Here is a 26,865-nt window from a genome sequence, read left to right as displayed (position 1 = left end):
TCGAGCGTTATGGGGTCTATTTGCACCTGAGCGAGAGTTTTGCGATTGGGGTGCTCGCTTTCGCTGGATCCTTGGTGCTGGTATATCATCTATTAAGGCTGTTTTGTCATAATGTGACAATGGAATTGCATGCTCCACATATTCCTCAATAGGGTCAAGATTATATGCATACTGCTCACACGCAAAGCTAATTGCTTTGCCTGATGCGCCTGCACGCCCTGTACGGCCAATTCGATGAACGTAATCTTCGCAGTCATCAGGTAAGTCAAAGTTAAAAACATGGCTCACAGCTGGAATATGAAGACCTCGCGCAGCGACATCTGTGGCCACCAAAAAGTCCAAATGACCTGCCGTAAATTGCTCTAAAATTGAAATACGTTTTTTCTGATTAACATCACCTGTCAGTAAACCAACACGGTGATCAGCCGCCTTTAACCACGCATACACAGTTTCACACATATGCTTTGTATTAGAAAAAACAATCGCTTTATCTGGCCACTCTTCTTCTATTAACGTAAGCAACAACGGAATTTTATCCGTTTGAGCTGTGTGGAATAACTCTTCCACAATACGTTTACCGGTTTTTTGGCTCGGCTCTACTTGCACATGAATAGGGTTTGTCATGTGCTCGAATGCCAATTCTTGAACGCGATAAGATAACGTTGCCGAAAATAGTAAATTTAACCTTTGTGATGCATCGGGCATACGTCTAAATAAATAACGAATATCTTTAATAAAACCCAAATCAAACATTCGATCGGCTTCATCTAAGACCACAACTTCGATTTCATTCAGGCTATAAGCGCCCTGTTTGTATAAATCGATCAGACGACCCGTGGTGCCAATTAAAATATCTACACCTTTTTCGAGCTGTGCTAGTTGTTTTTCATATTCCTCGCCACCATATACTAAACCTAAGTTAAGATTACAGTGCGGCGCTAAAATTTTAGCATCTTTGTGGATCTGAACAGCTAACTCCCTTGTGGGAGCCATGATCAGGGCTCTTGGGTGTTTGCTTTGGGCTTTTTTGTTTTGCAAAAGGTGATGACATGTCGCGGTTAAAAACGCGAGTGTTTTACCTGTTCCAGTCTGAGCTTGACCTGCGATATCGCGTTTTTCGATAGCAAAAGGCAAGCACTGGGCTTGAATTGGCGTACAAAATTCAAAGCCATTTTTAGTCAGACCAGAAACAACTTCTGGTGCAAGATCAAAGTCCGCAAACTTTTTTTCTGATAGATGTGTATTATTCATAGCGATAAAGCATAACGCTTAAGCTTGCAATAAGAAACAAGAGTGTTTAAATACACATTAAATAAATTGCTAATATATGATGGAGAGCTCAATGAGCGACAAAATAATCCAATTAACTGATGATAGTTTCGAAGCTGACGTACTAAAAGCTGAAAAGCCAGTTCTTGTTGATTTCTGGGCTGAGTGGTGTGGTCCTTGTAAAATGATCGCCCCTATCTTAGATGATGTAGCAGGTGAATTTGCTGATCGTGTAGTTATTGGCAAATTAAACATCGACCAAAATGCAGGCACTCCGCCTAAATTTGGTATTCGCGGTATTCCAACTTTGTTACTTTTCAAAGATGGTCAAGTAGCTGCGACAAAAGTAGGTGCGCTATCTAAAACTCAACTTGTTGAATTTTTAGAAAATAACATCTAAATAAGAAAAGGGCTCAGCCCTTTTTTTTATTTTATTTTTATAAGAGCTGGACGCACAAAAAAATAGCTGCTAGCTTATAAAGCCAAAGATATATTCCTTAGTTAATTTCAAAACACCGCAACTCAAATTTAGTTTGAGCATTTTAAACAGTAAAGAACCCACCAATATGCATTTACGCGAATTAAAAGACAAGCCTATTAATGAGCTTGTAAAGCTAGCCGAGTCCATGGGACTTGAAAACGTAGCCCGCTTAAGAAAACAAGATATTATTTTTGCCATTTTAAAATCTCACGCAAAAAGCGGTGAGAACATTTTTGGCGGCGGCGTACTTGAAATCCTTCAAGATGGTTTTGGCTTTTTAAGATCATCTGAAGCCTCTTACCTAGCTGGTCCTGATGACATTTATGTCTCACCAAGCCAAATTCGACGCTTTAGTTTACGCACCGGTGACTCGATTTCTGGTTTGATTCGCCCACCGAAAGAAGGTGAGCGTTATTTTGCTCTATTAAAAGTTAATGAAGTCAACTTTGACCGCCCTGAAAGCTCTCGAACTAAAATCCTTTTCGAAAACTTAACCCCTCTTCATGCCAATGAACGTTTACGCATGGAGCGTGGTAATGGCAGTACTGAAGACATCACGGCACGGGTATTAGACTTAGCTTCCCCAATCGGACGCGGACAACGTGGCTTATTAGTTGCACCGCCAAAAGCCGGTAAAACGATGTTATTACAAAACATCGCACAATCAATTACTCATAACTACCCTGAGTGTGAACTCATGGTACTTCTAATTGATGAACGCCCTGAAGAAGTAACCGAAATGCAACGTCTTGTCAAAGGTGAAGTTGTTGCTTCAACGTTTGATGAGCCTGCAAGTCGTCATGTTCAGGTTGCTGAAATGGTCATTGAAAAAGCAAAGCGTTTAGTCGAGCATAAAAAAGACGTCATCATTCTTTTAGATTCGATCACTCGTTTAGCACGTGCCTACAACACTGTCATTCCTTCGTCAGGCAAAGTTCTGACTGGTGGTGTTGATGCCAATGCACTGCACAAGCCAAAGCGTTTCTTTGGTGCTGCACGTAACGTAGAAGAAGGTGGTAGCTTAACAATTATCGCCACCGCCCTAATCGATACCGGCTCTAAAATGGATGAAGTTATCTATGAAGAGTTCAAAGGTACCGGTAACATGGAGCTACACTTAAATCGCAAAATTGCTGAAAAACGCGTTTTCCCTGCGATTGATTTTAATCGTTCAGGTACACGTCGTGAAGAGTTACTGACTAAAGCAGATGAATTACAAAAAATGTGGATTCTGCGTAAAATTGTTCACGAAATGACAGAAATTGATGCAATGGAATTCTTAATCGATAAATTATCGATGAGTAAAACCAACGACGAATTTTTTGATTCAATGAAACGTAAATAATTACATTGATTCATTGATGTTTAAAACGTCTGACCTTGTCAGGCGTTTTTTTTGATTCGTGATTTTATAAATTCTGAGCTATACCTAGTGTACTGTTAAATCAATCAATAATAGCACTATGCAGGCATCTAAAATCACCTTAATTCCTCTGTCGATACTAACCATCATCCACTTTATTTGCTTATACCTTTTAGATGCAGGCCCTTTAGAAATCGCATTAATTTTAAGCTCAGATATTCTCATTGCTGGCATCTTGTATTTTTACCTCAAAACACACCCTTCTTTTAAAGAACAGTATTTATTTAACTTTGCCAATGCGGTCAAAAACCCTGAAAAAATTAATCTTAAGTTTCGTTACCATGATCACGGCCAATTGCCTCCCAAAGAGTGCATCGATATCAATAACTGGCTCGAATTAATGGATCATTTACTGAACGAAATTTACTCCTCATCTGCAAGGCTTTCTCCCATGGCCAACGAGCTACGTGATACTTACACCTCTATGAGTCAAAAAGCCACCATGCAGCATAACCATGGCGAAGTGCTCGGAGAATCAATGAATGCCATGCTCGAAGTATCTCGCAGTCTCGATGAAAACCTTGAAAGAATTTATCAAGCAGTCGGATCTGCGACTAAATCAGTGAAACAAACACGACAAGATGCCAATAAAAGCCAAACGAGCCTCCTTAATTTAGCTGAACAGATTGAACAAACAAGCAAACAAATTGATGAACTAAAACACGACAGTGACCAAATTAGCTCAATTATTGAGGTAATTAACGCAATTGCAGAGCAAACAAACCTCTTAGCGCTCAATGCTGCAATTGAAGCGGCACGTGCGGGCGAGCAAGGGCGAGGGTTTGCAGTTGTCGCTGATGAGGTTCGAAACTTGGCGGCGCGTACTAGTAAATCAACTCAAGAAGTCAGCACAATGATTGCTAAAATCCAAAAAGGGACCGATACCGTGCATCAATTGATGCTCAAGGGGCAAGAAGAAACAGAGCAAACGGTGGCTTTATCAAAAGAGGCAACAAACGAGGTTGATCATATCGAAGCATCCATGCTCGACATTCATTCGTTATCAGAGCAAATCCACCAGCAAGTAAAACAGCAAAAAGCAGTGTCTGACGAAGCCCAAATGTCCGTAGACGCCATGATGGAACTCAATAGTGATGCTTTATCGAGTACGAAGATTCAGGTCATTTCCAGTGATGACTTACAAAAACTCGCACAAAGCCTGAAAGAAAAACTCGAAATGTTCGATTTCTCCGATATGAACTGGGACACAAAACAGCGCCCAGCAAAACAACAAAAAATAGAGTTGCGTACCGATAAGGAATCTAATTTAAAACTCGGAGAAGTCGAACTATTCTAGCGCGATCATCGCGTTATAACTCTATTGTAAAGGCATCAGCATCAAGAAAAGCAGGAAATGAAGCTTTGAATTGTGCGAGTGCCTGCAAATCAAGGGTAACGTTACAAATCGCATTTTGGTTATCTGGAGCAACGACCAAAGGCTCACCAATAAAGTCATATCCGGCCGTACCACCATTATGTGCGACACCATTACCATCTTCGCCGATACGGTTTACCCCCAGTACAAAAGCTTGATTTTCCATCGCACGCGCTTTGAGTAATGTATCCCAAATATGGCGCCGGGCTGCCGGCCAATTCGCCACATTAACGATCACATCATAATCATTACAATTGCGCGACCACACTGGAAAACGTAAGTCATAACAAACAAGCGGCAAAATACGCACACCTTTGACTGTCAAGAGAGTGCGATTCGAGCCTGCAACAACAAAGTCACCTTCATTACCGAGACGAAACAAATGGCGCTTGTCATAAAACTTCACTTCACCATTGGGCCAAACCCAAAAAAAGCGATTCGCCGCTTTATTGCCTTGATGAACAAGTACTGAGCCAGCAATCACCGCATTCAGCGTTGTCGCGGTCTTTTTCATCCAAGCAAGCACGTCCTCACCACATTCATTCACCCGAATGCTTCGATCTGAAATAGCAAACCCGGTTGAAAACGTCTCGGGCAACACAACCAGGTCAACCCCTGTACATTCAGCCAATTGCATAGACAATTGCTTCAGGTTAGCACTACGATCAGCCCATTGAATATCCGTTTGTACCAGAGCAACATTTAAAGTTGACATAATTTCTCCGCGGCTGCGATTAATGTGTCATCATTTTTTGCAAAGCATAATCGGATCACTTTATCTGTCGATGTCTTTTTATAAAAGACACTCAACGGAATCGCAGCAACACCAATGTCTGTTACTAACCAATGACAAAACGCGACATCATCCAGCTCTGATATTTCACTATAATCGAGCAATAAAAAATAAGTCCCTTCACTCGGAAGTAATTTAAATCGACTACTCGCTAAAGCGGCGACCAGTAAATCCCGTTTATGCTGATAGAAGCTCGACAATTGTTCAACATGTTCCGGCTGCTGTGCCAACATCGCCGCTAAGCCATATTGCGCAGGCGTAAAACTTGAAAATGTCACATACTGATGAATTTTTCTAAACTCTGCAGAGAGCTGTGCAGGGGCTACGCAATACCCCATTTTCCAGCCAGTACAATGAAATGTTTTCCCAAAACTTGAAACTACAAATGCACGCTCGAATAACGCCGGGGTTGCAAGCGCACTTAAATGCTCAAACCCATCAAAAGTAATATGTTCGTATACTTCATCGCTAATCAGATATAAATCATGTTTTTCAAGTAAAGCAGTTAATGCTGTAATATCATGGCTTTTTAAGACCTTGCCTGTTGGGTTATGTGGGGTGTTAACGATAATCGCCCGAGTTTTATCACTGACAGCGGCCTCAACGATCTGCCAATCAATTGTATAATCAGGAGCGGTTAAATGGAGGTGCTTACATACCCCTCCTGCGAGCTCTATCGCTGGTTGGTACGAATCATAGGCAGGATCAAAAATAATTACTTCATCACCCGCTCTAACCAGTGTTTGAATGGCGACAAATAAGGCCTCCGTGGCACCAGAAGTAACCGTAATCGTTTGTTCTGCATTGAGTTGTATCTGGTATTTACGAGCAATGAGCGACGCAATTTGTTGCTGCAAGGGAGCAATTCCTGCAGAGGGTGAATATTGATTTAAACCACGCCCAATAGAGTCTGCCACTTGATTCTTTAAAAACTCTGGAGTATCAAATTCAGGAAAGCCCTGCGATAAATTAATCGCTTGATGCTGATTTGCCAAGGCTGACATTTGTGTGAAAATACTCGTACCGAGCATTGGTAGCTTACTTTGAAACACCCTAACACCTTCATATTTAATTCAGAATACCACTTGTTTGTTTTACCATGAAAACAAACAAAACAACAAAAACAGTATATAGTTTTCAGTTTAAAGCGATGGTATTATTGCACAAAATAGATGTATAGCCATCTAAACGTTTTTAAGGGTCAGAATGCAAAACCGATACGCTATTGAACAACTCATCGACGCAGGAGCATGGATCAGTCAAAAGGGCTGGGTTCCAGCAACCGGTGGTAATTTTTCAGCAAAAACAGACAGTGGATTTATTGTCACGGCCAGTGGTCACGATAAAGGCCAATTAACGGCTGAACACTTTTTACAATTTGATGTCCATGGACAAATCGAATCAGGAGCCGGTAAGCCCTCAGCTGAAACCGATCTCCACCTGAGTCTTTATCAATTAGACGACCAAGCAACGTGCGTTCTTCACACTCACTCAGTTGCCGCAACAGTGCTTTCGCGTTTTATCAAAACAGACACACTCATAATTACTGGTTACGAAATGCAAAAATCCCTAACAGGTGTAGGCAGCCATGAAGAAACCTTGCAAATTGCGATTTTTGACAATGACCAAGACATTGAACGTCTAGCTGAAAAAGTAACCACTCGCTATCAACATTCGCCGCTGTATCATGGCATCCTCATCCGTGGCCATGGCTTGTATGCATGGGGGCGTTCTCCCGCCGAGACTCGCCGCCATTTAGAAGGGCTCGAGTTTTTGTTTGCATGTGAATTAGAGCGTATAAAATTAGAGGCATCATCATGATAAAAGCATTTTTAACGGACATTGAAGGCACCATTACGCGAATTTCGTTTGTGAAAGAAATCTTGTTTCCTTATGCAGCTAAACATATTGCGCAATTTGTGCAAAACAATCACCAACGCACTGAGGTGGGCGCACAAATAGACGCGGTTAAGTTAGAAATTAACCAACCTAATGCCACTTTGAATGATGTCATTTCAACACTCCAACATTGGATTTCGACCGACCAAAAAATCACACCTCTTAAGCAACTTCAAGGGATGATTTGGCAACATGGTTATCAAAACCGTGACTTTACGGGTCATATTTATCCTGACGCTTATCAATTTTTACAACAGCAGCATGATCAAGGCATTGCACTCTATGTGTACTCATCGGGTTCAGTCAAAGCACAGCACTTACTGTTTGAATTTTCTGACTATGGCGATATCCGCTCTTTGTTTAATGACTATTTTGATACCTTAGTCGGGGGCAAAAAAGAACAAGGCTCTTATGAAAAGATTATCGAACAGCTCCCATTTGAAGCCCATGAAGTTGTGTTTTTATCTGATGTAATCGACGAACTCGACGCCGCAAAAGCCGCGGGTTTACACACTTGTCATTTAGTCCGTGATGGGCAAGAAACTTCGCCTGAGCATTTTTATATTGGCGATTTCACCGCATTCACTTTGGAGCAATACCGATGAGCCAATTAAGCATTTATACTGAAACTGAAACACACACACCCATATTACATACGCACGATCACCAAGAGATAGCTGAGTTATTAAAACGTGTCTCAGTCCGTTTTGAACGTTGGCATGCAGCCACCACCATTTCAAATGACACATCAAACGACATGATTTTAAGTGCCTATCAGCACGATATTGACCGATTAAAAAGCGAAGGCGGTTATTGCACAGTCGATGTCATCTCATTAGCGAAGGGCAACCCAAATGCTGCACAATTAAGAGAGAAATTCCTATTCGAGCATACCCATAACGAAGATGAAGTCCGTTTTTTTGTCGCTGGCCAAGGACTTTTTTGCTTACACATAAATAACAAGGTGTACCAAGTTTTATGTCAACGCGGCGATTTAATTTCAGTACCAGCCAATACTCCCCACTGGTTTGATATGGGGTCTGATCCTGAATTTACAGCCATTCGCCTATTTAATAATGAAGCCGGTTGGGTCGCGCAAGCAACACATTCCGAGATAGCTTCACAATTCCCACAACTTGATTAAATGAGCTGGCAATGACGACGATGGAAGCATTATTTTCTTATGGCACCTTGCAACAAAAAACAGTCCAGATAGATACGTTTGGTAGAGAGCTGATTGGTGAACCCGATACGCTTGCTGGTTTTACCATTGGAGAAATTGAAATCACCCATGCCGCTGTGTTAAAAAGCAGCGGGAAGCGCTTTCATCCTATCTTACGTTATTCAGGCAACCTAAACGATCGTGTTTCAGGCACTATTTTTTTAATCACTCACGACGAGCTCAAGCAAGCTGATGACTACGAGGTCGATGATTATAAGCGGACGTTATTAACATTTGTTTCTGGTAAACAAGCCTGGTGTTACATTGACGCTCAAGCAACACTGGCTTAAACCAATTTAAAAGTGGATCACTGCAAAATAGCGATTTTTTGTGATGGCTGTAAGAACTTTAATTTCACTAAGTGCAATAGCTAAAACCTGTTCCTCCGTTTGGATTTTTATTACTTCTACCTTACTTGCTGAATCATCACTTGCAAGTTGATAGGTTGTAGTTAGAGCTCGACCCATCACAGTTTGGCAATCACTAAGCTCTAACTTAATATGATAACCATACAGACATGCAACTTCGATATAGTCATGATCGGCACACTGCATCACTTACCCCTGAACCGTCTTTGTTAAAAACTGTTTCACACTTTCAACAGCTTCTGGAACCTCGTCAAAGTCTTCGTATTTAATTACTTGCTCGAGGTAGCGTGCAGCACTCGCTAACTGTTCAAATTGGAACATCGCTGCGGCCCCCGCTAATTTGTGTGCTTGCTGTCCTAATTGGCTGTAGTCATCTTGCGAAAATGCACGCTGCAAATTTGAGTATTCCTGCGCAAAACTATTTTGGAAACGCTCGATTAAATCTGACATATCAATTTGAGCAAGCAATTCAGGAGCCTGCTCAATGAGATCTTTTTGTGCCAAGTGCTTAGCTAAAGTTTCAATAAATTGTGCCCGCTCGATCGGTTTTTTCAAGTGATCATCAAAACCTAATTCGTAATATTGCTTCACTTCATGAGCCATAGCATTGGCCGTCAGTGCAATAATTGGCGTGTTACACCCACACTCTTTCAGCAATTTAAACGCCGCAATCCCATCCATTTCAGGCATTTGGATATCCAACAAAATAATATCAAGATCTGTTTTAAGGGCTATTTCTACCGCTTCTTTACCATTTTCTGCGCACATAACGGTAAAACCAAGTTTTTCTAACATCAAACTTATTAAACGACGATTGTCTTCATGATCTTCTGCAACTAATACCACCCCCTCAAACAATGTCTGATGCGCTGTTACGAGAGGCACTGCACTCGGTTCTGTAGCTTGGAAATTCAGTAACTGTTCACACGTTAAATGCAATGTAAATTGACTACCTCGCCCAAGTTCACTATCGACACTGATACTACTATTCATTAAATTTGCGAGTTGCTCTGATAAGCACAAGCCTAATCCTGAACCACCAAATCGGCGGCTAATTGTGTTATCTCCTTGGGTAAAGCTATTGAAAATGTTTCCTAGTTGCTCTTGCGTCATACCGATACCTGTATCGACAATACAAAACTTCAAGCCAAACTTAGTGGCTGTAATAGTAAGATTCACAGAGCCTTTGTCTGTAAATTTCACTGCATTAGAGCACAAATTGATCAAAATTTGTTTGAGTCGAAATTTATCCATTTCAATATAAAAAGGTGATGCTAAATGATGGTTTAGTTGGAGCTTTAATCCTTTACTACGTGCGGGCTCTTCAAACATTTGCATCACGTCATTGACTAAAGTCACCACATCGTGGGGCATTTTCTCGAGTGTCAGTTTGTTGGCTTCTATACGGGTTAAATCAAGAATATCGTTAATTAATTCAAGTAAATGTAAACTATTGTTATAAATTACCTGCACTTCTTGACGCACTTTCTCTGCGGAGACATCACCATTGATGATTAACTCTGCTTGCCCCATTACTGCAGTCAAGGGAGTACGAATTTCATGGCTCATATTAGCTAAAAACTGGCTCTTTACTTCGCTGGCGCGTTGCAGCTTTTTACTTAATTCTTCTAACTCTTCGCTCCGTTGTTTTACTTTTTCACTCAGTTGCAACTTAGCATTTTCCGAAATAGCACGACGGAATAATAAAAAGGTCGAAACTAATAATAAAACAGCTACCACTATCGTAAAATTTCGCTCTGTACGCGTTTGCGCTAAGCTCAAGGCGTCAATGTGATTAGTTTGTTTCAATTGCTTGACTTGTTGGTTGAGCTGCTCAGAATCAAGTAACGCTTGGTATTGCGTCAACTTGTCCTGTAATTGCTTATCTGACTCATCTTTCACTTGGTCTTTATAACTTTGTAACGCTTTCAAAGCGTTAACAGGTTGCTGTTGAGATGCAGATATCAAAGCATGCAAAGTGAGGTTTTCTTTTAGTTGGTAGCGATACATCATGTCATGTGACACCTCACTCGATTGATGTAAATAATCAAGCGCTGTCTCAGCGTCTTTCGCGATAAATGCTAATTTAGCTTGGGTGTATAAGCTTCCTGCATAAGCGGCTTTATTACTCGATTGTTCTGCAACAAGCGCTGCTAACGTTGCATATTCATTGGCTTTTACAATCTCACCCGTCAAGCTATAGAGCTCAGCCAAATTATGATATTGCGAGGCGCTATTATAATAGTTATCTGTATCTAGATAATATTGTAGTGATTTTTGTAAGTACTGTTCACTTAACTGGTATTGTCCATCATTTTTATAGGCTGCCCCAAGATCACCATAACTTAACGCCAAGCCATCTAAATCATTAAGCGCTTGGCGGCGTGTTATTACTTGCTCCAACATTTTAATCGCATAGTCATTTTGCTTTAAACGTAAATGCAAGCCCGCAATATTGAATAAGATATCAACTTTGTCTTTTTCTGTACCCAATTCATTATAAATAGGTTGCGCTAATTGGTAATATTTTAATGCTTGCTCGACGCTACCCATCGCCGCATTTACCAAACCCAAGTTATTATAGGTTTTGGCTCGCATAATGGGTTCATCCATCTCGTCAAACAGTTGCTCTGCATGCTGATACGCTAACAATGCATTTGGGTTGTTGCCCATTAAATAATGGATGACACCTAAGCGGTTATAAGCTGTTGCTTGCTCTAACTTAAGATCATGGGCCTTGGCCACATCAAGTGCATTAGCTAATTGGGTGATCGTTTGTTGGTATTGAGCGTTTTGGTAGTAAATATTACTGATTTCAAAATACACAGTAATTTTTTCAAGTGCTGAAAGCTCAGAACTCGCTAAGAAAAGATCGAGGGCTTTAATTTGGGCTTTATCATCAGGCAGGGCGCTAATTTCTGATATTTTAGCTGCAAATGGCGACGAACTTTGCGCATAAATCTTTGTTATACCGCAGCAGATCACTGCAACTATCAACACATCCCGTATGCTTTTAATCATCAAATTGCCTGCGACGCCATTTGACGTTCCTAAAAAATTATTATTGGCTTTTAACCTCTTTATACCATTTTATATTTATTAAAAAAACTGCATTCAGATTAACCCGGTGCAAAGGGGCAATCTAAATGCACTAAAGATTATTTAGAGCATGCGTAATACACCACTGTGGACATCCAACGGAGAATAAATTCCGGTGTCGAGCACCCAACCCGTCACGAGTTCTGCGGGGGTGACATCAAATGCAGGGTTAAACACGTGAGCACTCTTTGGTGCCCACTGACATTGACCAAAACTACCACTGACGCCGGTCACTTCGGTTGGTTCGCGCTGCTCTATTGGGATGGCGTCACCGTTTTCACATTCAATATCTAAAGTCGTCTTTGGCGCGACCACATAAAAATCAATATTATGATGCTTGGCGAGCACCGCTAAATTATAAGTCCCCACTTTATTCGCAAAGTCACCATTGGCGGCAATGCGATCAGCACCAACAAAAATTTTGTCGACTTTGCCAGCTGCCATTAAGCTTGCAGCCATGTTATCGCAAATAAGCGTGTAAGGAACTTGCCAACGATCGAGTTCATACGCAGTCAGTCGCCCCCCTTGTAATAAAGGGCGAGTTTCATCTACCCACACATGGATTTTTTTGTTGGCTTGATGCGCCTTATAAATAACCCCTAAAGCCGTCCCTACTCCTGCTGTTGCAAGTGATCCAGTGTTACAGTGTGTTAAGATTTGATCGCCATCTTGCACGAGTTCATTGCCAAAATTGGCCATCGAGTTACAAAGCGCAATGTCTTGTTCAAAAATAGCTTCTGCACAGGACTGCAGCGCACTGACATAATCATCCTTAGCAACAGCAGCACTCATCTTATCCATACAATGCATTAAATTGACCGCTGTTGGTCGCGCTTGGCGCAGCTGGGCAATTGCTGCTATTAAATCTTGTTTAGAAACTTGCAGAGCCGCCAAATGACCCACTAATAAACTCGCACCAATACCAATTAACGGAGCACCACGGATTTTAAGTGCTTTAATTAAACCTTCCATATCAGCAACAGAATCACAAGGCAGCCATACTTCTTGATGCGGTAATAAATATTGATCGAGCACCCATAATTGATTGTCTTGATACTTGAGGCTAGCGGCTTGTAAATTTTTCATCGTGATATCCGATTTAAATCGTAAGTTAAGAGCATAAAACTCAATCTATTACGCAAAACTGAGTCTGGCAAAGGAACTATTTTACCCTAGCAAGAACTCACCAGCAACAACAGAAGTATAGACATCTAAACACTTAAAGATATAGAATGCCGAAAGTCTAAATTTTGATAAAGGTGTGCAAATGAGCCAATATATCGCCTTCACAGAGCAAGATGCGCTTGCCTATGTTCAAGAAAAGTCAGGATTATTTAGTGCTGATGAACCATTAAACTGCCGTGAGTTTGGTGACGGTAACTTGAATATGGTATTTAGGATCAGTAACTGCTCAGGGACCAGTGTTATTTTAAAACAAGCCCTGCCTTATGCTCGCTGTGTTGGTGAGTCCTGGCCCTTGACGCTCGATCGCGCACGAATCGAAGCGCAAGCACTCATTGCCCACAGTAAAGTCTGCCCTGAACACACAGTCAAAGTGCTCGACTACAATCCTGATTTAGCGCTCATTTTATTAGAAGATCTAGGCGACATGCAGATTTTACGCGGCGCGCAAAATCAAGCACAGCAATTTGATTACATGGGTGAACACGTTGCAGAATACCTTGCGAAGACTGCTTTTTACTACTCTGACTTTTATTTAGATGCGCAGGAAAAAAAAGCCCTCGTCGCACAATTTATCAATCCTGAACTATGCCAAATTACGGAAGATTTATTTTTCAGTGACCCTTATCACAAACACGAGCGTAACAATTATCCGAAGCCACTCCAGCCACTGGTGTCTGAGCTGTGGCAAGACAGGCAATTAAAGACAGCAGTCGCCCAGTTAAAAGCGAAATTTTTATCTTGCCCACAAACGCTGTTACACGGCGATATGCACAGTGGCAGTCTCTTCGTCGATAGCAAACACACAAAAGTGATCGATCCCGAATTTGCTTTTTTTGGCCCTATTGGCTTCGATTTAGGCTCGTTTATTGGCAACTTGTTACTCAATTATTGCGCGCAAAATGGCCGTATCCGTGATGAACATCAGCGAAACAATATGCAAACCCATCTACTCTCCACGCTTCATACCACAGTCAGTGAGTTTGTTCGCCTGTTTTCGCAACTTGCCAAAAAGCACACCAAAGATGTGAATTTCCAAGAGCCAACTTATATCAACGAATTTATACAAGGTGTAATACAGGATGCTGTGGGTTACTGCGGCACAGAGCTTATTCGCCGAACAATTGGCCTCGCCCACGTTGCCGACATAGAGACCATTGATGACGAAAGCCTACGCCTTTTAGTCCAGCAACAAACTCTCAACTTAGGACGCCAGTTAATTATATCTGCAGCGAAAATTCGAGATCCTCAATCACTTAAAACCACTTTGACGTCGTTACTGAGTTAACACCACTAAACTAGAGTAAATAAGAGCCTTGTTAAGCAAGGCTTTTTATTTTCAGCTTTCCCTGCTACCGTTTAAATATTCTTATTTTTAGATGGCTGCCCTCTTATCAATAACCCAATCCTAGATGACGTTTTAGCTGCATTGTTGCAGCATTCACAGTGGAAGGTTCACGAACTCACCAGCACGCTCGGCCGCGAAGGAATATTAACAACCTTAGACACCGATCCGAATAAAGACCTGTTTAAACGTAATTTTCTCGTCATGAATGCACTGTTTAGTTTGCAATTAGAGCTACAAAACCAGCAGCTCAGTGTCGAAATCGATAGCTTCAACGTGACCCTGGTTGATATTTCGCAGCATCCACGCCAAACGACTTCAAACGGGTTAGCCGATTACTACTTCAATTGGCAAAATTACGATACCAGTGCTGCAGAAATTGAGCTGTTATTAACGGATTTTTGGCAACAATTTGGCCAACAACCTTCCTTGCAGCCAATCAGTCAAACCCAAATAGCGCATGCATTGGCACGATTTGGCCTCAGTGCAACGAGCTCATTCGAATCAGTTAGCCAACGCTGGCGACAATTAGCCTTAAAATATCACCCTGACAAAGCAGGGGGCAACACGGAAAAATTCCAACAATTACAAAATGATTGGCAACTGCTGAAACGTCATTTTAAATCGCTTGCAACCCCATAAACGTAAAAAGCCACATACCGTGGCTTTTTATCAACTCGTTGAGCGACTATTTGCTATTCAATAAGGTTTGAATTTCGTCAATTTGCTCAGGCGTTAATGTCGCGTTTTGCAACAACGATTTAATCAAAGCAAATTCGTGGCCACCTTCACCTTCGATGTCCAAGGCAAATTTCATCACTTTGACATGCTCAGGGTGTTTGGGTGCGTTTGGTGCTGCCGGTGGAGGTGGGATATCCATATTAAGTTCATCGCCTTGACTGATTATCACCATCTTGTGAGTGATATCGTCACCATCAGTGTAAGCTTCAATCACTTTATCTTTTAAAACAAAAGTATTTTTACCTTCTCCAGACTCTATTTGCGTAAGCAATTTACGCACCTTCTGTTGAGATTCAGCCGGTAATTGACTGATTTGTTCTTCTAAATGCGCACTGCCTAACTCCGATTTATCAAAGTGAATGACATGATTGCCTTCGCCTTCATTCACCATCACTTTCAGATCCGACAAATTTTGTTCAAGCTTAATCATGGTTGTTTGCGTATTTTGCGCCGCCACGAGTCCTGATACCAACATCAAACCAGATGCCAGTAACAATTGGCTGAATTTATTTAGTTGGGTTGTAATCAACATATTTTTCTCCTTGCGATATCATCGCTAATTATTAGTAAAATGAATAACTCCCCCTCACTAATGAAAAATACATGCCAAATAAAAAACTGTAATATTTTTATAAGCTTAAGTTTTAATCGGTCAACTCAGCCTTACGCAACTTCCTGATATCAGGAGATACCTTTGCTGATATCAGGAGCTCACTTTTTACTCGCGTGCTATCGTTCAATAATTAGGTTTAAATTTCTTTAAATAACAAGATGTTAAAAATGCATATTTCCATCTATTAGTGGAATTTTTCTTGATAGATACGCTTTAGACATTTATGTTACCCAAGGCCAAAAGAGCAATAAGGAGCTTCAGTGAGTATTCGACGATATTTTATTTTAGGGATTGGTCTGATTTTTTTAGTGCTAGCAAGCTGTCAGGCATTGTTGGTGCTGTACTTTAAAGAGCAAGTGCGCCAAGACATTACGCAACAATCCCAAACCATCACCAAAAAGCTCATCAGTAAAGCTCGGGACGATCTCAACGAACGAATTATCGAGCTCAAAGACACACCGTCTAAAGTGATTATGCTGGCCGATGGCGTGACGCTCTCTAATACACTCACGCCACCACCGCCGCCGCCAAAGCCTGAAGATGTCACAACCCCCAGCGCCCCTCAGGCCAAGCCGCATCAAATAAAACAGTTTGAACTGAACATTAACACTGAGCAAAGTGCTGATTCCAGTCCACAAAAACAACAGCAACTTTTTGAAATTCATCAGCAAACGCTCAGTAATGAACTCAACACTATCTTTATTAAATTTGAAAATGATGAGTCAATTAAGCATGTGATCAATGGCGAATTTCGCAGCTTTACCTCCAGCAATAGCTTTGACCAATTCGCACAATTGATTTTGTGGAGTATTATTATTTCAAGCTTAGTCGCACTGATTTTAATGGCGTATTTCACCCACGCCCTAACCCGTCCTATTACAGCGTTAAATGCCGGGTTTTTAGCGCTCCGTAATGGTCAACTTGGTAGCCAAGTAACCCCACAAGGAGTAGCTGAAATTGCCTCCTGTATCACCCAGTTTAACCATACGAGTCTGCGCCTAGCACAGCTCAGTGACAGTGAAAAACAACTCGAACAGCAACGCCAACTTGTTGAGCTTGGCGAGCTAAGCCGTGCGGTAGCGCACTCCTTACGTAACCCGATTCATACCTTAGGGCTTACGCTAGAGCAATATTGGCAAAGTGACTCCCCCCAACAACAGCAGCATCTGCAAGATATTGCGCACAATAAAATTGCCCACCTCAACAAAAACATTACCGCTTTGCTCACCTTAAGCAATAATGATGTCCGGCGCGACCAACCGGTACCTATTTCCGCAGTGATCCACGATATTTTACTGGAGCTTGGCAGCGAGCAAGCCCATTTTGAACTCGCACTCGATCACGCATTAACCGTTTGTGGACTCGAGTCCGAAATCCGCACCATACTGCACACTGTTATCGTCAATGCAGTCGAAGCAAATCAGCTCAAAAATAAGGCCATCAACCCAATAAAAATCAGCAGCCGCCAGCCTGACAAGCAGCTCATTATAACTGTGCAAGATAGCGGTCCAGGTTTTAGCGAGACAATTTTGCCGCATTTATTCGAGCCCCATATCAGCAGTAAAGCTGATGGCGCGGGCATGGGATTATATTTAGCCAATCGTATTGCACACTTATATTATCGCGGCGCAATTTCTGTCAGCAATCAATCTACTGGCGCCTGCGTGACTATTACACTCAACACAGGGACTCACCATGAGCACTAACACCCCCATCTTATTGGTTGAAGACGATCACGCACAAAATGAACTCATCAGTGCTATGTTAAGCGCAGCCAATTATCAAGTATTTAGCGCCTTTAGTGTTGAAGATGCCATCGTATTATTAAAGCAGCATCCGCATATTCAGCTGGTCTTTACAGATTGGAAATTAGGCCAGCTCAGCGGGCTCGATCTTATCAATTATCTGCGAGGCAACAAGCTCGAACACGGTATCGTCGTCGCGACTGCTTATGGCTCGATTGAACATGCCGTACAAGCGATTGAGCAAGGAGCCGATGATTACCTCAGCAAGCCGTTTCAACGTCAAGAGCTCTTACTCGCACTGGCCAAAGCCAATAAAGCTAATCAGCTACGTTTAACGAATCAACAGCTATCAAAGCAACTGACCGAACAAAGCAGCTTAGTTGATATCATTGGCCATGCGCCCTGTATGCAAAAAGTCTTTCAGCGCATTGAACGTGTCAGTGCCACCAGCGCAACCGTATTAATCAGCGGTGAAAGCGGTACAGGGAAAGAACTGGCAGCACGGGCATTACATCAACTCTCACAACGTAGTAACCGCGCTTTCATTGCTATCAATTGTGGTGCCATCCCTGAAAATCTCGCTGAAGCTGAATTATTTGGTTCAGTAAAAGGCGCGTTTACCGGCTCAACACAAGACAAAGTTGGTAAATTCGCCGCAGCCGATCACGGTACTATTTTTCTCGATGAAATTGCCGAATTAAGCCTGAGCTTACAAACCAAACTCCTGCGCTTGTTACAAGAAGGGGTGGTCACGCCAATTGGCGCCAATCACGAGCAAAAAATTGATGTCCGGGTCATTGCCGCCAGTCATAAAAACCTGCACCAAATGGTGCAAGAAGGCGAGTTTCGTGAAGATTTATTCTATCGCCTCAATGTCGTGCCAATTCACATGCCACCGCTACGCGAGCGCAGCGAAGATATTCCGCGCTTAATTCAGCATTTTTTGACACTATTTAGTCAACGTTATCAAATAAACGACTTGCAACTCAGTAATGACTTACTGAAACACTTAATGCAATTTAACTGGCCGGGCAACGTTCGCCAACTTGCCAATACCTTAGAACAATTTGTGCTGCTGCAAAATGAAGACGAACTTTTACATACATTAATGCAAACCGATGCTTCACCAACTCACTGCCACTTATTCACCTTACCCAGTGCCGGTATTGAGTGGGATAGTTTTGAAAAAAACTTACTGCAACAAGCCCTCAATCGCGAAGCCGGCAATAAAACCCAAGCAGCTAAACTGCTTGGCCTAAGTTACAAACAATTTTTATACCGCTTAGAAAAACACCAGCTGTGATACAAAAAGGGCTAACTGCCCTTTCTGTTTGACATACCTCCAACTTGAGCGTGCAATGTTAATTACTATAAAAAGATTGATCGCTCTTGACACTTAACGGGTATTATTGGTCACCAAGCACGCATCTCGTTATAATGCGTCAACTTTTATTGGTGACTGACTGAGCTGCAATGAAATATAAAGATCTTCGCGACTTTATTGCGTTACTCGAAAAACGTGGTGAGCTCGTGCGTATCAAACAAGAAATTGATACATACCTAGAAATGACCGAAATTGCCGACCGTACATTACGTGCCAAAGGCCCCGCCCTGTTATTTGAAAACCCAAAAGGGTTTGATACTCCTGTATTAGCCAACTTATTTGGCACGCCTGAGCGTGTAGCGCTAGGCATGGGCCAAGAAGATGTCACGGCACTGCGTGAAGTCGGTAAATTATTGGCGTTTTTAAAAGAGCCTGAGCCACCTGCAGGGCTTAAAGAAGCGTGGAGTCAAATTCCTGCTTATAAACAAGTGCTGAATATGCCGGCCAAAGAAGTAAAAAAAGCGCCGTGCCAGCAAGTGGTTTTAAGTGGTGATGACGTCGACTTAACGAAGCTACCGATTCAGCATTGTTGGCCGGGCGATGCAGCCCCCCTGATCACTTGGGGTTTAACGGTCACGAAAGGGCCATATAAAAAACGTCAGAACCTCGGTATTTATCGTCAGCAATTGCTCGGGAAAAACAAAATCATTATGCGCTGGCTGTCCCATCGTGGTGGCGCACTAGATTACCAAGAATTCTGTAAAGAAAATCCTGGGGAAAATTACCCGGTGTCAGTCGCACTAGGGGCTGATCCGGCAACAATTTTAGGTGCGGTGACGCCAGTTCCCGATACCTTAAGTGAATACGCGTTCGCCGGTTTATTGCGCGGCAGTAAAACCGAAGTCGTTAAATCGATTTCGAATGATTTACAAGTGCCTGCCAGTGCCGAGTTCGTACTCGAAGGTTATTTAACACCAGGTGAAACCGCGCCAGAAGGCCCGTATGGCGACCATACCGGTTACTATAACGAAGTAGACGAATTCCCGGTAATGACAGTGACGCACATCACGCATCGCCAAGATCCGATATACCACAGCACCTATACCGGCCGCCCACCAGATGAACCCGCGATTTTAGGGGTTGCACTCAATGAAGTGTTTGTGCCTATTTTGCAAAAGCAGTTCCCTGAGATTGTTGATTTTTATTTACCGCCTGAAGGGTGTTCATACCGTATGGCTGTGGTAACTATGAAAAAACAATATCCCGGTCACGCCAAGCGCGTGATGATGGGGGTGTGGTCGTTTTTACGTCAATTTATGTACACTAAATTTGTGATTGTCTGTGATGATGACGTGAATGCCCGAGATTGGAATGACGTAATTTGGGCCATTACTACACGGATGGATCCAGCGCGCGATACCACGTTAATTGAAAACACCCCGATTGATTACCTCGACTTTGCCTCGCCGGTATCAGGTTTAGGCTCAAAAATGGGGATGGATGCCACTAATAAATGGCCAGGGGAAACCACCCGCGAGTGGGGTGAACCCATAGTGATGGATCCAAAAGTGAAAGAAAAAGTCGATGATATCTGGGATTCGCTCGGCATCATCAAAAACAAAGCTTAATTGCTGAGCAAAAAACAGTTAAAATAAATAAACGCGTCGTGAAAAGGTATTAAAATGCAACAATTACTCGCTGATGTGATCAGCATCAGTCCACTGACCGAGTTCATTTTCAAGGTCGAACTCAAACCTGCACAAGCTGCACAATTTAAAGCTGGTCAGTACCTACAAGTGGTGTTGGGCGAAAAGGATAAACGCGCTTTTTCTATCGCCAGCAAGCCGAGTCAAACTGAGTTACTTGAGCTTCATATCGGTGCTGGTGAAGCCGATAGCTATGCACGCCAAGCTTTGGATCATTTACGCGAGCACCATGCAGCTGGCACACCCGCAAATATCGAGGTTGGTTTAGGTGTTTCAGAGCTACGCGAACACAGCACTCGCCCGCTTATTTTATTAGCTGGCGGAACCGGTTTTTCGTATGTCAAATCAATGGCCGACCACCTGCAAGAAGTTGGGTGTGACCGCCCTGTCTTTTTTTACTGGGGTGTTAAAGACCCAAGTGCGCTTTACGCCGATGAAGAAATGAAAGCGTGGGCAGCAAGCAATCCACTGTTTAACTACATTCCGGTTATTGAGCACCCTGCGGCTGATTGGCAAGGTCATCGTGGTTATGTTCACTTAGCCGTTTTAAGTGATTTTGATTCTTTAACCGAATACGATATTTATATGGCGGGTCGCTTCGACATGATTGGCATTGTTCGTGATGACTTTATTAAACAAGGTGCGATCCGCGAACATATGTTTGCTGATGCTTTTGCGTTTATCAAATAAATTGGTTTAGTGCTCAAACAATAAAAAAGCTGGCTCAGGCCAGCTTTTTGCTTTTGGGCGCTAAGCTAGATAATATCTTTATTTAATTTATAAAAAACAAATAAATGAACCCATCAATTTTACTCGGTTACCTATCGCTGACGCTGTCATCGACGCCGATTTTTGCAACCTCTGAAATCACTCCACCACCTCATCAATCTAGCCAAGCACTCAGCCAGATAATCCATGATGATGTGCGTCAGCGGGATATCCCCGTGACTTTATATTTTCCAAGTAAAAAGCCATGCTTAGCCACCTCTCCCTGTAAAGTTGCCATCTTTGGCGCTGGCTATGGGATCAACAGTACCCATTACACTTTTTTAGCACAGACAATGAACAGCCATAATATGTTAATGGTGGCAATCACTCATGAGCTCCCCACTGATCCCCCACTTTCGCGTGAACAGCCGTTTTTATCAACTCGCATGGAAAACTGGCAACGTGGAGCAGACACCACTCTTTTCGTACGCAAGCAACTCCAAGCGCAATACTCTGAATATAACTTCGATGCGGTAACGCTGATGGGGCATTCTAATGGCGGCGATATTTCGGCATTACTGGCGAGTCAAAAACACTCATTTATCGATGCGGTGATCACTTACGACCATCGTCGTGTGCCTTTACCTCGCACTCAAGACATCAAAATATTATCAGTCAGAGCATCGGATTACCCAGCAGATAAAAACGTGCTCCCCACAGATGCCGAGCAACAGCAATTCAACACCTGTGTTGTCACGATTGATAATGCACGCCATAATGATATGGCCGATCATGGCCCTACGTGGCTTACCCAAGCCATGAGTGCATTAACCACAGACTTTATTCAAGGCAATTCATGCCAAACTCTTAAAACACGTTCTCAACTACATTCGCCAGCCGAATAATCATTCGGCCACATCTACTATTCACTTCAACGACTTGAATAGCCACACTGAATTTCACTACACCTGTTTGATTGTGAAATTCAGCGCGCCCACATACCATCTAAAAAATTGAACATTACGATATATTTAATCAATTTTTAAAATGTAAAGTCCCCATGCATACTTAACTCATCAAATAGACCGAGCTGGAGAACATCATGGATACAGTCATTCAACATACGATTAAACAACTACCTGCTATTACCCCTAACACAGAAATCACCCAAGCAATCAGTGAACTAAAAAAACACCATTTATTGGGCGCACCCGTCTTAAATGAGCAAAGAGAACTGGTGGGGTTTATTTCTGAGCATGAATTATTAAAACCCATGCTGAGCAACAGCTATTTTTGTGATGGGGTGATCACCGTGAAAGACTTAATGCGCACAGATGTTGTCGCCATTGATGCGCAGACGAGTATTGCCGATTTAGCCGAGCGCATGTTGCAAACTCAACCGAAAAACTACCCGGTGGTTGAAGGAAAAAAAGTGATTGGGCTTATTAATCGCAGCCAAGTATTAAGTGCGCTGGCAACCAGTTACTTACGGTGTAAATAATTGAGTGCTCGGGCTTACCAATGAGCAAGGTTTCTCATATTTTTGCCAAATAACCTCAGTTATCGGTAAGAACTTGGTCAATGTTTTAAACTAAATATAAAGGCCTTGTTCGCTCATATTTAAGCAAAGGCGCCTTTATTTGCTAGAGTCGAGACAATTGACACGATGCGCATCTAAAACGCATCGCGTCATTCAGTAAATTTAAGCTTTTAAACTACGCAACACCTGTTTTTCTGCATCACTTAAAAAAGCGATTTTCAGTGCATTATTTTGTGCTTTGGTAATATCGGCTGAACTTAAACCAGCTTGTGGGGCAGCCACTTCAAATTCGTGACGGATTTCGATATTACTCACCGCAGGATCATCTGTGTTAATACAAGCTAAAATACCGTGATCTAAGAAACGCTTGAGCGGATGCTGGCTTATATCGGCGACCGTGCTTGTTTGTAGGTTACTCGTTAAACACGATTCAATTCCTATGTCATGCGCCGCCAAATAATCCATCAGTTTAGGATCTTCAATGGCTTTCACCCCGTGACCTATGCGGACTGCACCCAACTCATTAATCGCATGCCACATACTTTCAGGCCCCGCGGCTTCACCAGCATGGACAGTAATATTCAAACCCGAATCGCGAGCTTGTTTGAAATGACTCGTAAATAACTCACTAGGGAAACCCAATTCATCACCGGCTAAATCGAGGGCGACAATATGTTGTTTATGAGCCAAAATGGCATCTAACTCTTGCTGACACGCCGCTTGACCAAACGTGCGCGACAAAATACCAATTAAGTTTGCTTTGATTTGTGGAAATTGCTTTAAACCAGCATGAACGCCATCAATTACAGCTTCGACTACAGCTGTTGGGTTTAAGCCTTGTGTTTTAGCCATGTAATAAGGACTAAAGCGAAGCTCGACATAATCTAACCCTTGATTTACCGCATCTTCGATATTTTCAAACGCAATTCGACGACAGGCATCGTAATCACCAAGCACGGCCACTCCCCAATCAAGTTTACTTAAAAACCCCAGTAAATCAGGCTCATTTTTAAGTACTTGAACGTGTGGACGGAGTGAATCGAGATCATGACCGGGCAAGGTAATATTAAACTGTTGACCAAGCTCTAAAATGGTTTGTGGTCGCACATTGCCATCGAGGTGACGGTGAATATCAAGTAATGGTAAGTTGTTATTTATCATAATTGAGCTCGGTTTTATTAAAGTTGCCGCATGATACGCAGGTGATGCATTTATTCAAGGACATATAGCCGCAATGGGCAATTAAACTACACTTAAAATCGATTTAAATAGTGCATCTGGCTCAATTGGCTTGACGACATAGTCATTCATTCCTACCGCCATAGCTTTGTCGATATCCTCTTCCATGGCATTAGCCGACAAGCCAATAATTGGTAAATTTTTATACCCTAATTCATGACGAATCTTTTTCGTCGCAGACAAACCATCTAATTCAGGCATTTGAATGTCCATTAAAATTAAATCATAGTTCGTTGCTTGCAGCATTTCGATGGCAATTAAGCCGTTTTCTGCAATATCAGGATGACAGCCCTTACCAGCCAAAATAGCTCGAATAACTTGCTGATTAAGCGGGTTATCTTCGACAACTAAAATCTTATATTGTGCTAATGAAACAATACTGGAATCAAATTCACTACTTTGTTTATCTTTCGCGGCAAATTCATCTTTCCCAATGGGTAAGGTGAAATAAAATTCACTCCCTCGTCCTGCTTCACTCTTGAGGCCAATTTCTCCCCCCATCAACACCACAAGTTTTTGGCAAATACTCAGCCCTAACCCAGTACCGCCAAACTTACGAGAGGTCGAACTATCAGCTTGTGAAAAAGGTTTAAACAACTTGTTTTGTAATGCAGGATCGATACCTATCCCCGTATCAGACACTACAAACATCACCTGATCTGAATTAAACGCAACCAGCTTGACATGAATCGACCCCTTAGGCTCGGTAAACTTAATCGCGTTACTAACCAAGTTTAACAAGACCTGATTTAAGCGCACTTCATCAGTAAAGATGCACTCATGAGTAAAGGGTTCGTAGTCGATACTAAAATTAATCCCCTTTTGTTCAATATCATGTTTGACCATCATGTTAAGCTGAGTAAAAATTTGTTGATAAGAAATAAGGTTTTTCTCTAACACCAGTTTACCAGCTTCAATTTTTGAGAAATCGAGTACATCATTAAGCACTCGCTGAAGCACATTAACCGCACTGTCGGCTTGCTCAATATAGCTGCGGGTTTGATCAAAGTTACTTTGCTGCAGCGCTAAATAATGCAGCCCTTTTATCCCATTTATCGGGGTGCGGATTTCATGACTCATATTAGCTAAAAATTCACTTTTAATATTATTAGCCTTATCTGCTTTTTCTTTTTGATCTAATAACTTACGAGTTTGTGACTCCACTTGTTGAGAAACACGAATATTCGTACCAGTTAACATCAATAAAAAAGTAATCAGTAACCAAACAAACAACATGCCAAACAGCTGTGCGCGCCAATGCTGAACCCAAAATTTTCGCTGCCCTACTCCTAGCTCTTTATACAAACTAAGCTGCCAAACCCGTTGCCCAAAGCTAACGTTCTCCTGAAAGACCCGCAATGCATCCAAATAGCTGCCTGTTTCATAAAGCATACTGATTTGGGAATGTTCAGTGATGTCTTCCAATTTCACTTTGTAACCAGAAAATTCTAATGGTGCTAAAGTCGCTGCGATTATTTTTGGCAGGTGAATAACAGCCACCACATACCCTTTTACATGAGGACGAGGTTGTGCTGCTATCACTGGAACGAGATATAACACTCCAGCTGATTCTGTTTGTTTTTGCACCAATGCAATCACCTCTGACACGACAGGTTTGCGCGATCGCGCCGCTTGATTTAACGCCTTAGCTCGCACAGGGTGCGATAATAAATCAAACCCTAACGCAGCTTCATTTCCTTGTATCGGGTTAACATAATAGACGGGGAAATACCAAGGTCGAGGTAAGGCCGTGACCAACTTATCTTGACTATTTTTTTCTTTAAACTCGAAATTGTTAAAGCCAATATCGCGTAAACGCTGTTCATAGCTGCCACGTTCTTGGTGTGATACTTTTGGCAGCCATTCAATGGCACTGATTTCTGAACTAAACAAGAGCTGTTGATCTGTAAAACTCATGAACTCAAGGTAACTCACTTCTTGGCTACTCTCATAATAGGCCTTGAGTAAACCAATATTCGCTTTGATTTTTTGTAATTGTTTATCAAAGCTAAATTTGAGCATATTTGATTTTACCTGCACCTCTTGTTGTATCGATTGCTGCTCAGCGCGATAAGAAAAGTAAAAAAGTAGATTGAGAGACAAATACACAACTAATGCGGGCACCGCCACTTGAACACGACGCAATTTTTGTTGCTGATTAAAAATAATTAAAATCAGCGGGGTAAAAATCAGCACTCCGAGTGTATCGCCACTCCACCAGGTAAAAAATGTTCGGGGAAGTGTTTCTATAGGCAAAATTCCAAACCCAAATAACGTCAAAGAGCCCACTGTAGCTGCAATTAAACAACTCAGCGGGCCACCTATCAACATTAATTGTAACGTCGCTTTAAGCTCTATTAATTGCTCAGCTTGCTGATTGACTCGACGGATCAGCCAATAGGCCACCGCAGCTTGCGAGACAGTCCCAATCGAAATAATGAAAGACTTGCTCACATCAATCAAACTAATAGACCAACTGAGGGAGCCAAAATGAAAAGAGTTAATACACAGAGAAGCTAAAAAAACATAAGGAATTGCTCGATACTGCAACAGAAAAAAACCCGCCAATGCGATACCAGCTGATGGCCAAATGGCTGCGGCATATGTTCCTGCAGTTAATAACGTATTTGATAGCACCCCCATCGCAATGTAAGCGATAAATAGAGCCGCTCCCCACGCTTTCTGATTGTGCACACTCTGTTCCTCACAAGATTATTATGGAGCATCCATACAAACTTATACTCAGTCTAGCTTAATCACGATCATTGGGTTAATTACAAAACAAAAACGCCA

General features: G+C 42.2%; 24 protein-coding genes (1 of these 24 cut by a window edge). 15 read left to right on the top strand and 9 right to left on the bottom strand.

The features are described from left to right. Window positions 1-1,251, bottom strand: partial view of an ATP-dependent RNA helicase RhlB gene (rhlB, locus tag AC3KVK_RS00575; protein ID WP_490313315.1) — the 5' portion only. It extends 15 nt beyond the left edge of the window; only the first 1,251 of its 1,266 coding nucleotides appear in the window; its start codon is at window positions 1,249-1,251; its stop codon lies off the left edge, out of view. A gap of 91 nt (window positions 1,252-1,342) precedes the next feature. On the opposite strand from rhlB, the gene trxA reads away from it, so the two are divergent. From trxA to AC3KVK_RS00560, 3 genes are all read left to right on the top strand, one after another. Then, entirely contained in the window at window positions 1,343-1,669 is a 327-nt protein-coding gene (gene trxA / locus AC3KVK_RS00570; RefSeq protein WP_490313316.1) for a thioredoxin TrxA, read from the top strand. A gap of 166 nt (window positions 1,670-1,835) precedes the next feature. After that, the gene (rho, locus tag AC3KVK_RS00565) at window positions 1,836-3,095 is read left to right on the top strand and encodes a transcription termination factor Rho (RefSeq protein ID WP_086746014.1); all 1,260 of its coding nucleotides are present in this window, start codon (window positions 1,836-1,838) and stop codon (window positions 3,093-3,095) included. 118 nt (window positions 3,096-3,213) lie between these two features. Then, the gene (locus AC3KVK_RS00560) at window positions 3,214-4,470 is read left to right on the top strand and encodes a methyl-accepting chemotaxis protein (protein WP_490313317.1); all 1,257 of its coding nucleotides are present in this window, start codon (window positions 3,214-3,216) and stop codon (window positions 4,468-4,470) included. Between the two features lie 13 nt (window positions 4,471-4,483). Here the strand turns inward: AC3KVK_RS00560 and AC3KVK_RS00555 are convergent, their stop codons facing one another. Together AC3KVK_RS00555 and AC3KVK_RS00550 are read right to left on the bottom strand one after the other, a co-directional pair. After that, the gene (locus AC3KVK_RS00555) at window positions 4,484-5,263 is read right to left on the bottom strand and encodes an amidohydrolase (protein WP_490313318.1); all 780 of its coding nucleotides are present in this window, start codon (window positions 5,261-5,263) and stop codon (window positions 4,484-4,486) included. After that, the gene (locus AC3KVK_RS00550) at window positions 5,251-6,393 is read right to left on the bottom strand and encodes a methionine aminotransferase (protein WP_490313319.1); all 1,143 of its coding nucleotides are present in this window, start codon (window positions 6,391-6,393) and stop codon (window positions 5,251-5,253) included. Before AC3KVK_RS00550 ends, AC3KVK_RS00555 begins: the two co-directional genes overlap by 13 nt. A gap of 154 nt (window positions 6,394-6,547) precedes the next feature. Between AC3KVK_RS00550 and AC3KVK_RS00545 the strand changes: the two genes are divergently transcribed. From AC3KVK_RS00545 to AC3KVK_RS00530, 4 genes are read left to right on the top strand one after another with little or no spacing between them, the layout of a single operon-like run. Next, window positions 6,548-7,162, top strand: a complete 615-nt coding sequence (locus AC3KVK_RS00545) for a methylthioribulose 1-phosphate dehydratase (protein WP_490313320.1) — start codon at window positions 6,548-6,550, stop codon at window positions 7,160-7,162. Next, window positions 7,159-7,845: an acireductone synthase gene (gene mtnC / locus AC3KVK_RS00540; protein ID WP_490313321.1), complete on the top strand. Its 687-nt coding sequence runs from the start codon at window positions 7,159-7,161 to the stop codon at window positions 7,843-7,845. Before AC3KVK_RS00545 ends, mtnC begins: the two co-directional genes overlap by 4 nt. Further along, window positions 7,842-8,384: a 1,2-dihydroxy-3-keto-5-methylthiopentene dioxygenase gene (locus AC3KVK_RS00535; RefSeq protein WP_490313322.1), complete on the top strand. Its 543-nt coding sequence runs from the start codon at window positions 7,842-7,844 to the stop codon at window positions 8,382-8,384. The genes mtnC and AC3KVK_RS00535 overlap by 4 nt, the downstream gene beginning before the upstream one ends. Window positions 8,385-8,395: 11 nt before the next feature. Beyond that, the gene (locus AC3KVK_RS00530) at window positions 8,396-8,752 is read left to right on the top strand and encodes a gamma-glutamylcyclotransferase family protein (RefSeq protein ID WP_490313323.1); all 357 of its coding nucleotides are present in this window, start codon (window positions 8,396-8,398) and stop codon (window positions 8,750-8,752) included. A 6-nt stretch (window positions 8,753-8,758) separates the two neighbouring features. Here the strand turns inward: AC3KVK_RS00530 and AC3KVK_RS00525 are convergent, their stop codons facing one another. The 3 genes from AC3KVK_RS00525 to mtnA all read right to left on the bottom strand — a co-directional run bounded on the left by AC3KVK_RS00525 (window position 8,759) and on the right by mtnA (window position 13,015). Further along, a complete protein-coding gene (locus tag AC3KVK_RS00525) occupies window positions 8,759-9,016 on the bottom strand; it encodes a Rho-binding antiterminator (protein ID WP_490313324.1) in 258 nt (85 codons plus the stop codon). Between the two features lie 3 nt (window positions 9,017-9,019). After that, window positions 9,020-11,851: a tetratricopeptide repeat-containing hybrid sensor histidine kinase/response regulator gene (locus AC3KVK_RS00520; protein WP_490313325.1), complete on the bottom strand. Its 2,832-nt coding sequence runs from the start codon at window positions 11,849-11,851 to the stop codon at window positions 9,020-9,022. Window positions 11,852-11,992: 141 nt separating this feature from the next. Further along, window positions 11,993-13,015, bottom strand: coding sequence for an S-methyl-5-thioribose-1-phosphate isomerase (gene mtnA, locus AC3KVK_RS00515; RefSeq protein ID WP_490313326.1), 1,023 nt, complete (start codon window positions 13,013-13,015; stop codon window positions 11,993-11,995). 181 nt (window positions 13,016-13,196) lie between these two features. Between mtnA and mtnK the strand changes: the two genes are divergently transcribed. Further along, a complete protein-coding gene (gene mtnK / locus AC3KVK_RS00510) occupies window positions 13,197-14,399 on the top strand; it encodes an S-methyl-5-thioribose kinase (RefSeq protein WP_490313327.1) in 1,203 nt (400 codons plus the stop codon). A 75-nt stretch (window positions 14,400-14,474) separates the two neighbouring features. Continuing rightward, window positions 14,475-15,098: a DNA-J related domain-containing protein gene (locus AC3KVK_RS00505; protein ID WP_518526940.1), complete on the top strand. Its 624-nt coding sequence runs from the start codon at window positions 14,475-14,477 to the stop codon at window positions 15,096-15,098. A 46-nt stretch (window positions 15,099-15,144) separates the two neighbouring features. Here the strand turns inward: AC3KVK_RS00505 and AC3KVK_RS00500 are convergent, their stop codons facing one another. Next, entirely contained in the window at window positions 15,145-15,729 is a 585-nt protein-coding gene (locus tag AC3KVK_RS00500) for a hypothetical protein (RefSeq protein ID WP_490313328.1), read from the bottom strand. A 341-nt stretch (window positions 15,730-16,070) separates the two neighbouring features. Here AC3KVK_RS00500 and AC3KVK_RS00495 point away from each other — a divergent pair, with 341 nt between their 5' ends. The 6 genes from AC3KVK_RS00495 to AC3KVK_RS00470 all read left to right on the top strand — a co-directional run bounded on the left by AC3KVK_RS00495 (window position 16,071) and on the right by AC3KVK_RS00470 (window position 22,794). Next, on the top strand, window positions 16,071-17,516 hold the full coding sequence (locus AC3KVK_RS00495) for a sensor histidine kinase (protein ID WP_490313329.1): 1,446 nt from the start codon (window positions 16,071-16,073) through the stop codon (window positions 17,514-17,516). Continuing rightward, entirely contained in the window at window positions 17,506-18,858 is a 1,353-nt protein-coding gene (locus AC3KVK_RS00490; protein WP_490313330.1) for a sigma-54-dependent transcriptional regulator, read from the top strand. The genes AC3KVK_RS00495 and AC3KVK_RS00490 overlap by 11 nt, the downstream gene beginning before the upstream one ends. 170 nt (window positions 18,859-19,028) lie before the next feature. Then, window positions 19,029-20,507, top strand: a complete 1,479-nt coding sequence (gene ubiD, locus AC3KVK_RS00485) for a 4-hydroxy-3-polyprenylbenzoate decarboxylase (protein WP_490313331.1) — start codon at window positions 19,029-19,031, stop codon at window positions 20,505-20,507. 54 nt (window positions 20,508-20,561) lie between these two features. Next, window positions 20,562-21,275, top strand: a complete 714-nt coding sequence (gene fre, locus AC3KVK_RS00480) for an NAD(P)H-flavin reductase (protein ID WP_490313332.1) — start codon at window positions 20,562-20,564, stop codon at window positions 21,273-21,275. A gap of 104 nt (window positions 21,276-21,379) precedes the next feature. Then, the gene (locus AC3KVK_RS00475) at window positions 21,380-22,198 is read left to right on the top strand and encodes an alpha/beta hydrolase (RefSeq protein ID WP_490313333.1); all 819 of its coding nucleotides are present in this window, start codon (window positions 21,380-21,382) and stop codon (window positions 22,196-22,198) included. 194 nt (window positions 22,199-22,392) lie between these two features. Next, on the top strand, window positions 22,393-22,794 hold the full coding sequence (locus AC3KVK_RS00470; protein ID WP_490313354.1) for a CBS domain-containing protein: 402 nt from the start codon (window positions 22,393-22,395) through the stop codon (window positions 22,792-22,794). 201 nt (window positions 22,795-22,995) lie between these two features. On the opposite strand, the gene add is transcribed toward AC3KVK_RS00470, so the two are convergent. Together add and AC3KVK_RS00460 are read right to left on the bottom strand one after the other, a co-directional pair. Continuing rightward, window positions 22,996-23,994, bottom strand: coding sequence for an adenosine deaminase (add, locus tag AC3KVK_RS00465; protein WP_490313334.1), 999 nt, complete (start codon window positions 23,992-23,994; stop codon window positions 22,996-22,998). Between the two features lie 81 nt (window positions 23,995-24,075). After that, a complete protein-coding gene (locus AC3KVK_RS00460) occupies window positions 24,076-26,766 on the bottom strand; it encodes a CHASE domain-containing protein (protein WP_490313335.1) in 2,691 nt (896 codons plus the stop codon). Between the last annotated feature and the right edge of the window lie 99 nt (window positions 26,767-26,865).

This window comes from Pseudoalteromonas sp. J2K-J979, from assembly GCF_058169715.2.
This window is presented reverse-complemented; position numbering and strand designations above follow the sequence as displayed.

Bases quoted from the DNA above. Each gene is read 5' to 3' on its own strand.
- trxA (WP_490313316.1), top strand. From the start codon at position 1,343: ATGAGCGACAAAATAATCCAATTAACTGATGATAGTTTCGAAGCTGAC.
- rho (WP_086746014.1), top strand. From the start codon at position 1,836: ATGCATTTACGCGAATTAAAAGACAAGCCTATTAATGAGCTTGTAAAG.
- AC3KVK_RS00560 (WP_490313317.1), top strand. From the start codon at position 3,214: ATGCAGGCATCTAAAATCACCTTAATTCCTCTGTCGATACTAACCATC.
- AC3KVK_RS00555 (WP_490313318.1), bottom strand. From the start codon at position 5,263: ATGTCAACTTTAAATGTTGCTCTGGTACAAACGGATATTCAATGGGCT.
- AC3KVK_RS00545 (WP_490313320.1), top strand. From the start codon at position 6,548: ATGCAAAACCGATACGCTATTGAACAACTCATCGACGCAGGAGCATGG.
- mtnC (WP_490313321.1), top strand. From the start codon at position 7,159: ATGATAAAAGCATTTTTAACGGACATTGAAGGCACCATTACGCGAATT.
- AC3KVK_RS00535 (WP_490313322.1), top strand. From the start codon at position 7,842: ATGAGCCAATTAAGCATTTATACTGAAACTGAAACACACACACCCATA.
- AC3KVK_RS00530 (WP_490313323.1), top strand. From the start codon at position 8,396: ATGACGACGATGGAAGCATTATTTTCTTATGGCACCTTGCAACAAAAA.
- AC3KVK_RS00525 (WP_490313324.1), bottom strand. From the start codon at position 9,016: ATGCAGTGTGCCGATCATGACTATATCGAAGTTGCATGTCTGTATGGT.
- AC3KVK_RS00520 (WP_490313325.1), bottom strand. From the start codon at position 11,851: ATGATTAAAAGCATACGGGATGTGTTGATAGTTGCAGTGATCTGCTGC.
- mtnA (WP_490313326.1), bottom strand. From the start codon at position 13,015: ATGAAAAATTTACAAGCCGCTAGCCTCAAGTATCAAGACAATCAATTA.
- mtnK (WP_490313327.1), top strand. From the start codon at position 13,197: ATGAGCCAATATATCGCCTTCACAGAGCAAGATGCGCTTGCCTATGTT.
- AC3KVK_RS00500 (WP_490313328.1), bottom strand. From the start codon at position 15,729: ATGTTGATTACAACCCAACTAAATAAATTCAGCCAATTGTTACTGGCA.
- AC3KVK_RS00490 (WP_490313330.1), top strand. From the start codon at position 17,506: ATGAGCACTAACACCCCCATCTTATTGGTTGAAGACGATCACGCACAA.
- ubiD (WP_490313331.1), top strand. From the start codon at position 19,029: ATGAAATATAAAGATCTTCGCGACTTTATTGCGTTACTCGAAAAACGT.
- fre (WP_490313332.1), top strand. From the start codon at position 20,562: ATGCAACAATTACTCGCTGATGTGATCAGCATCAGTCCACTGACCGAG.
- AC3KVK_RS00475 (WP_490313333.1), top strand. From the start codon at position 21,380: ATGAACCCATCAATTTTACTCGGTTACCTATCGCTGACGCTGTCATCG.
- add (WP_490313334.1), bottom strand. From the start codon at position 23,994: ATGATAAATAACAACTTACCATTACTTGATATTCACCGTCACCTCGAT.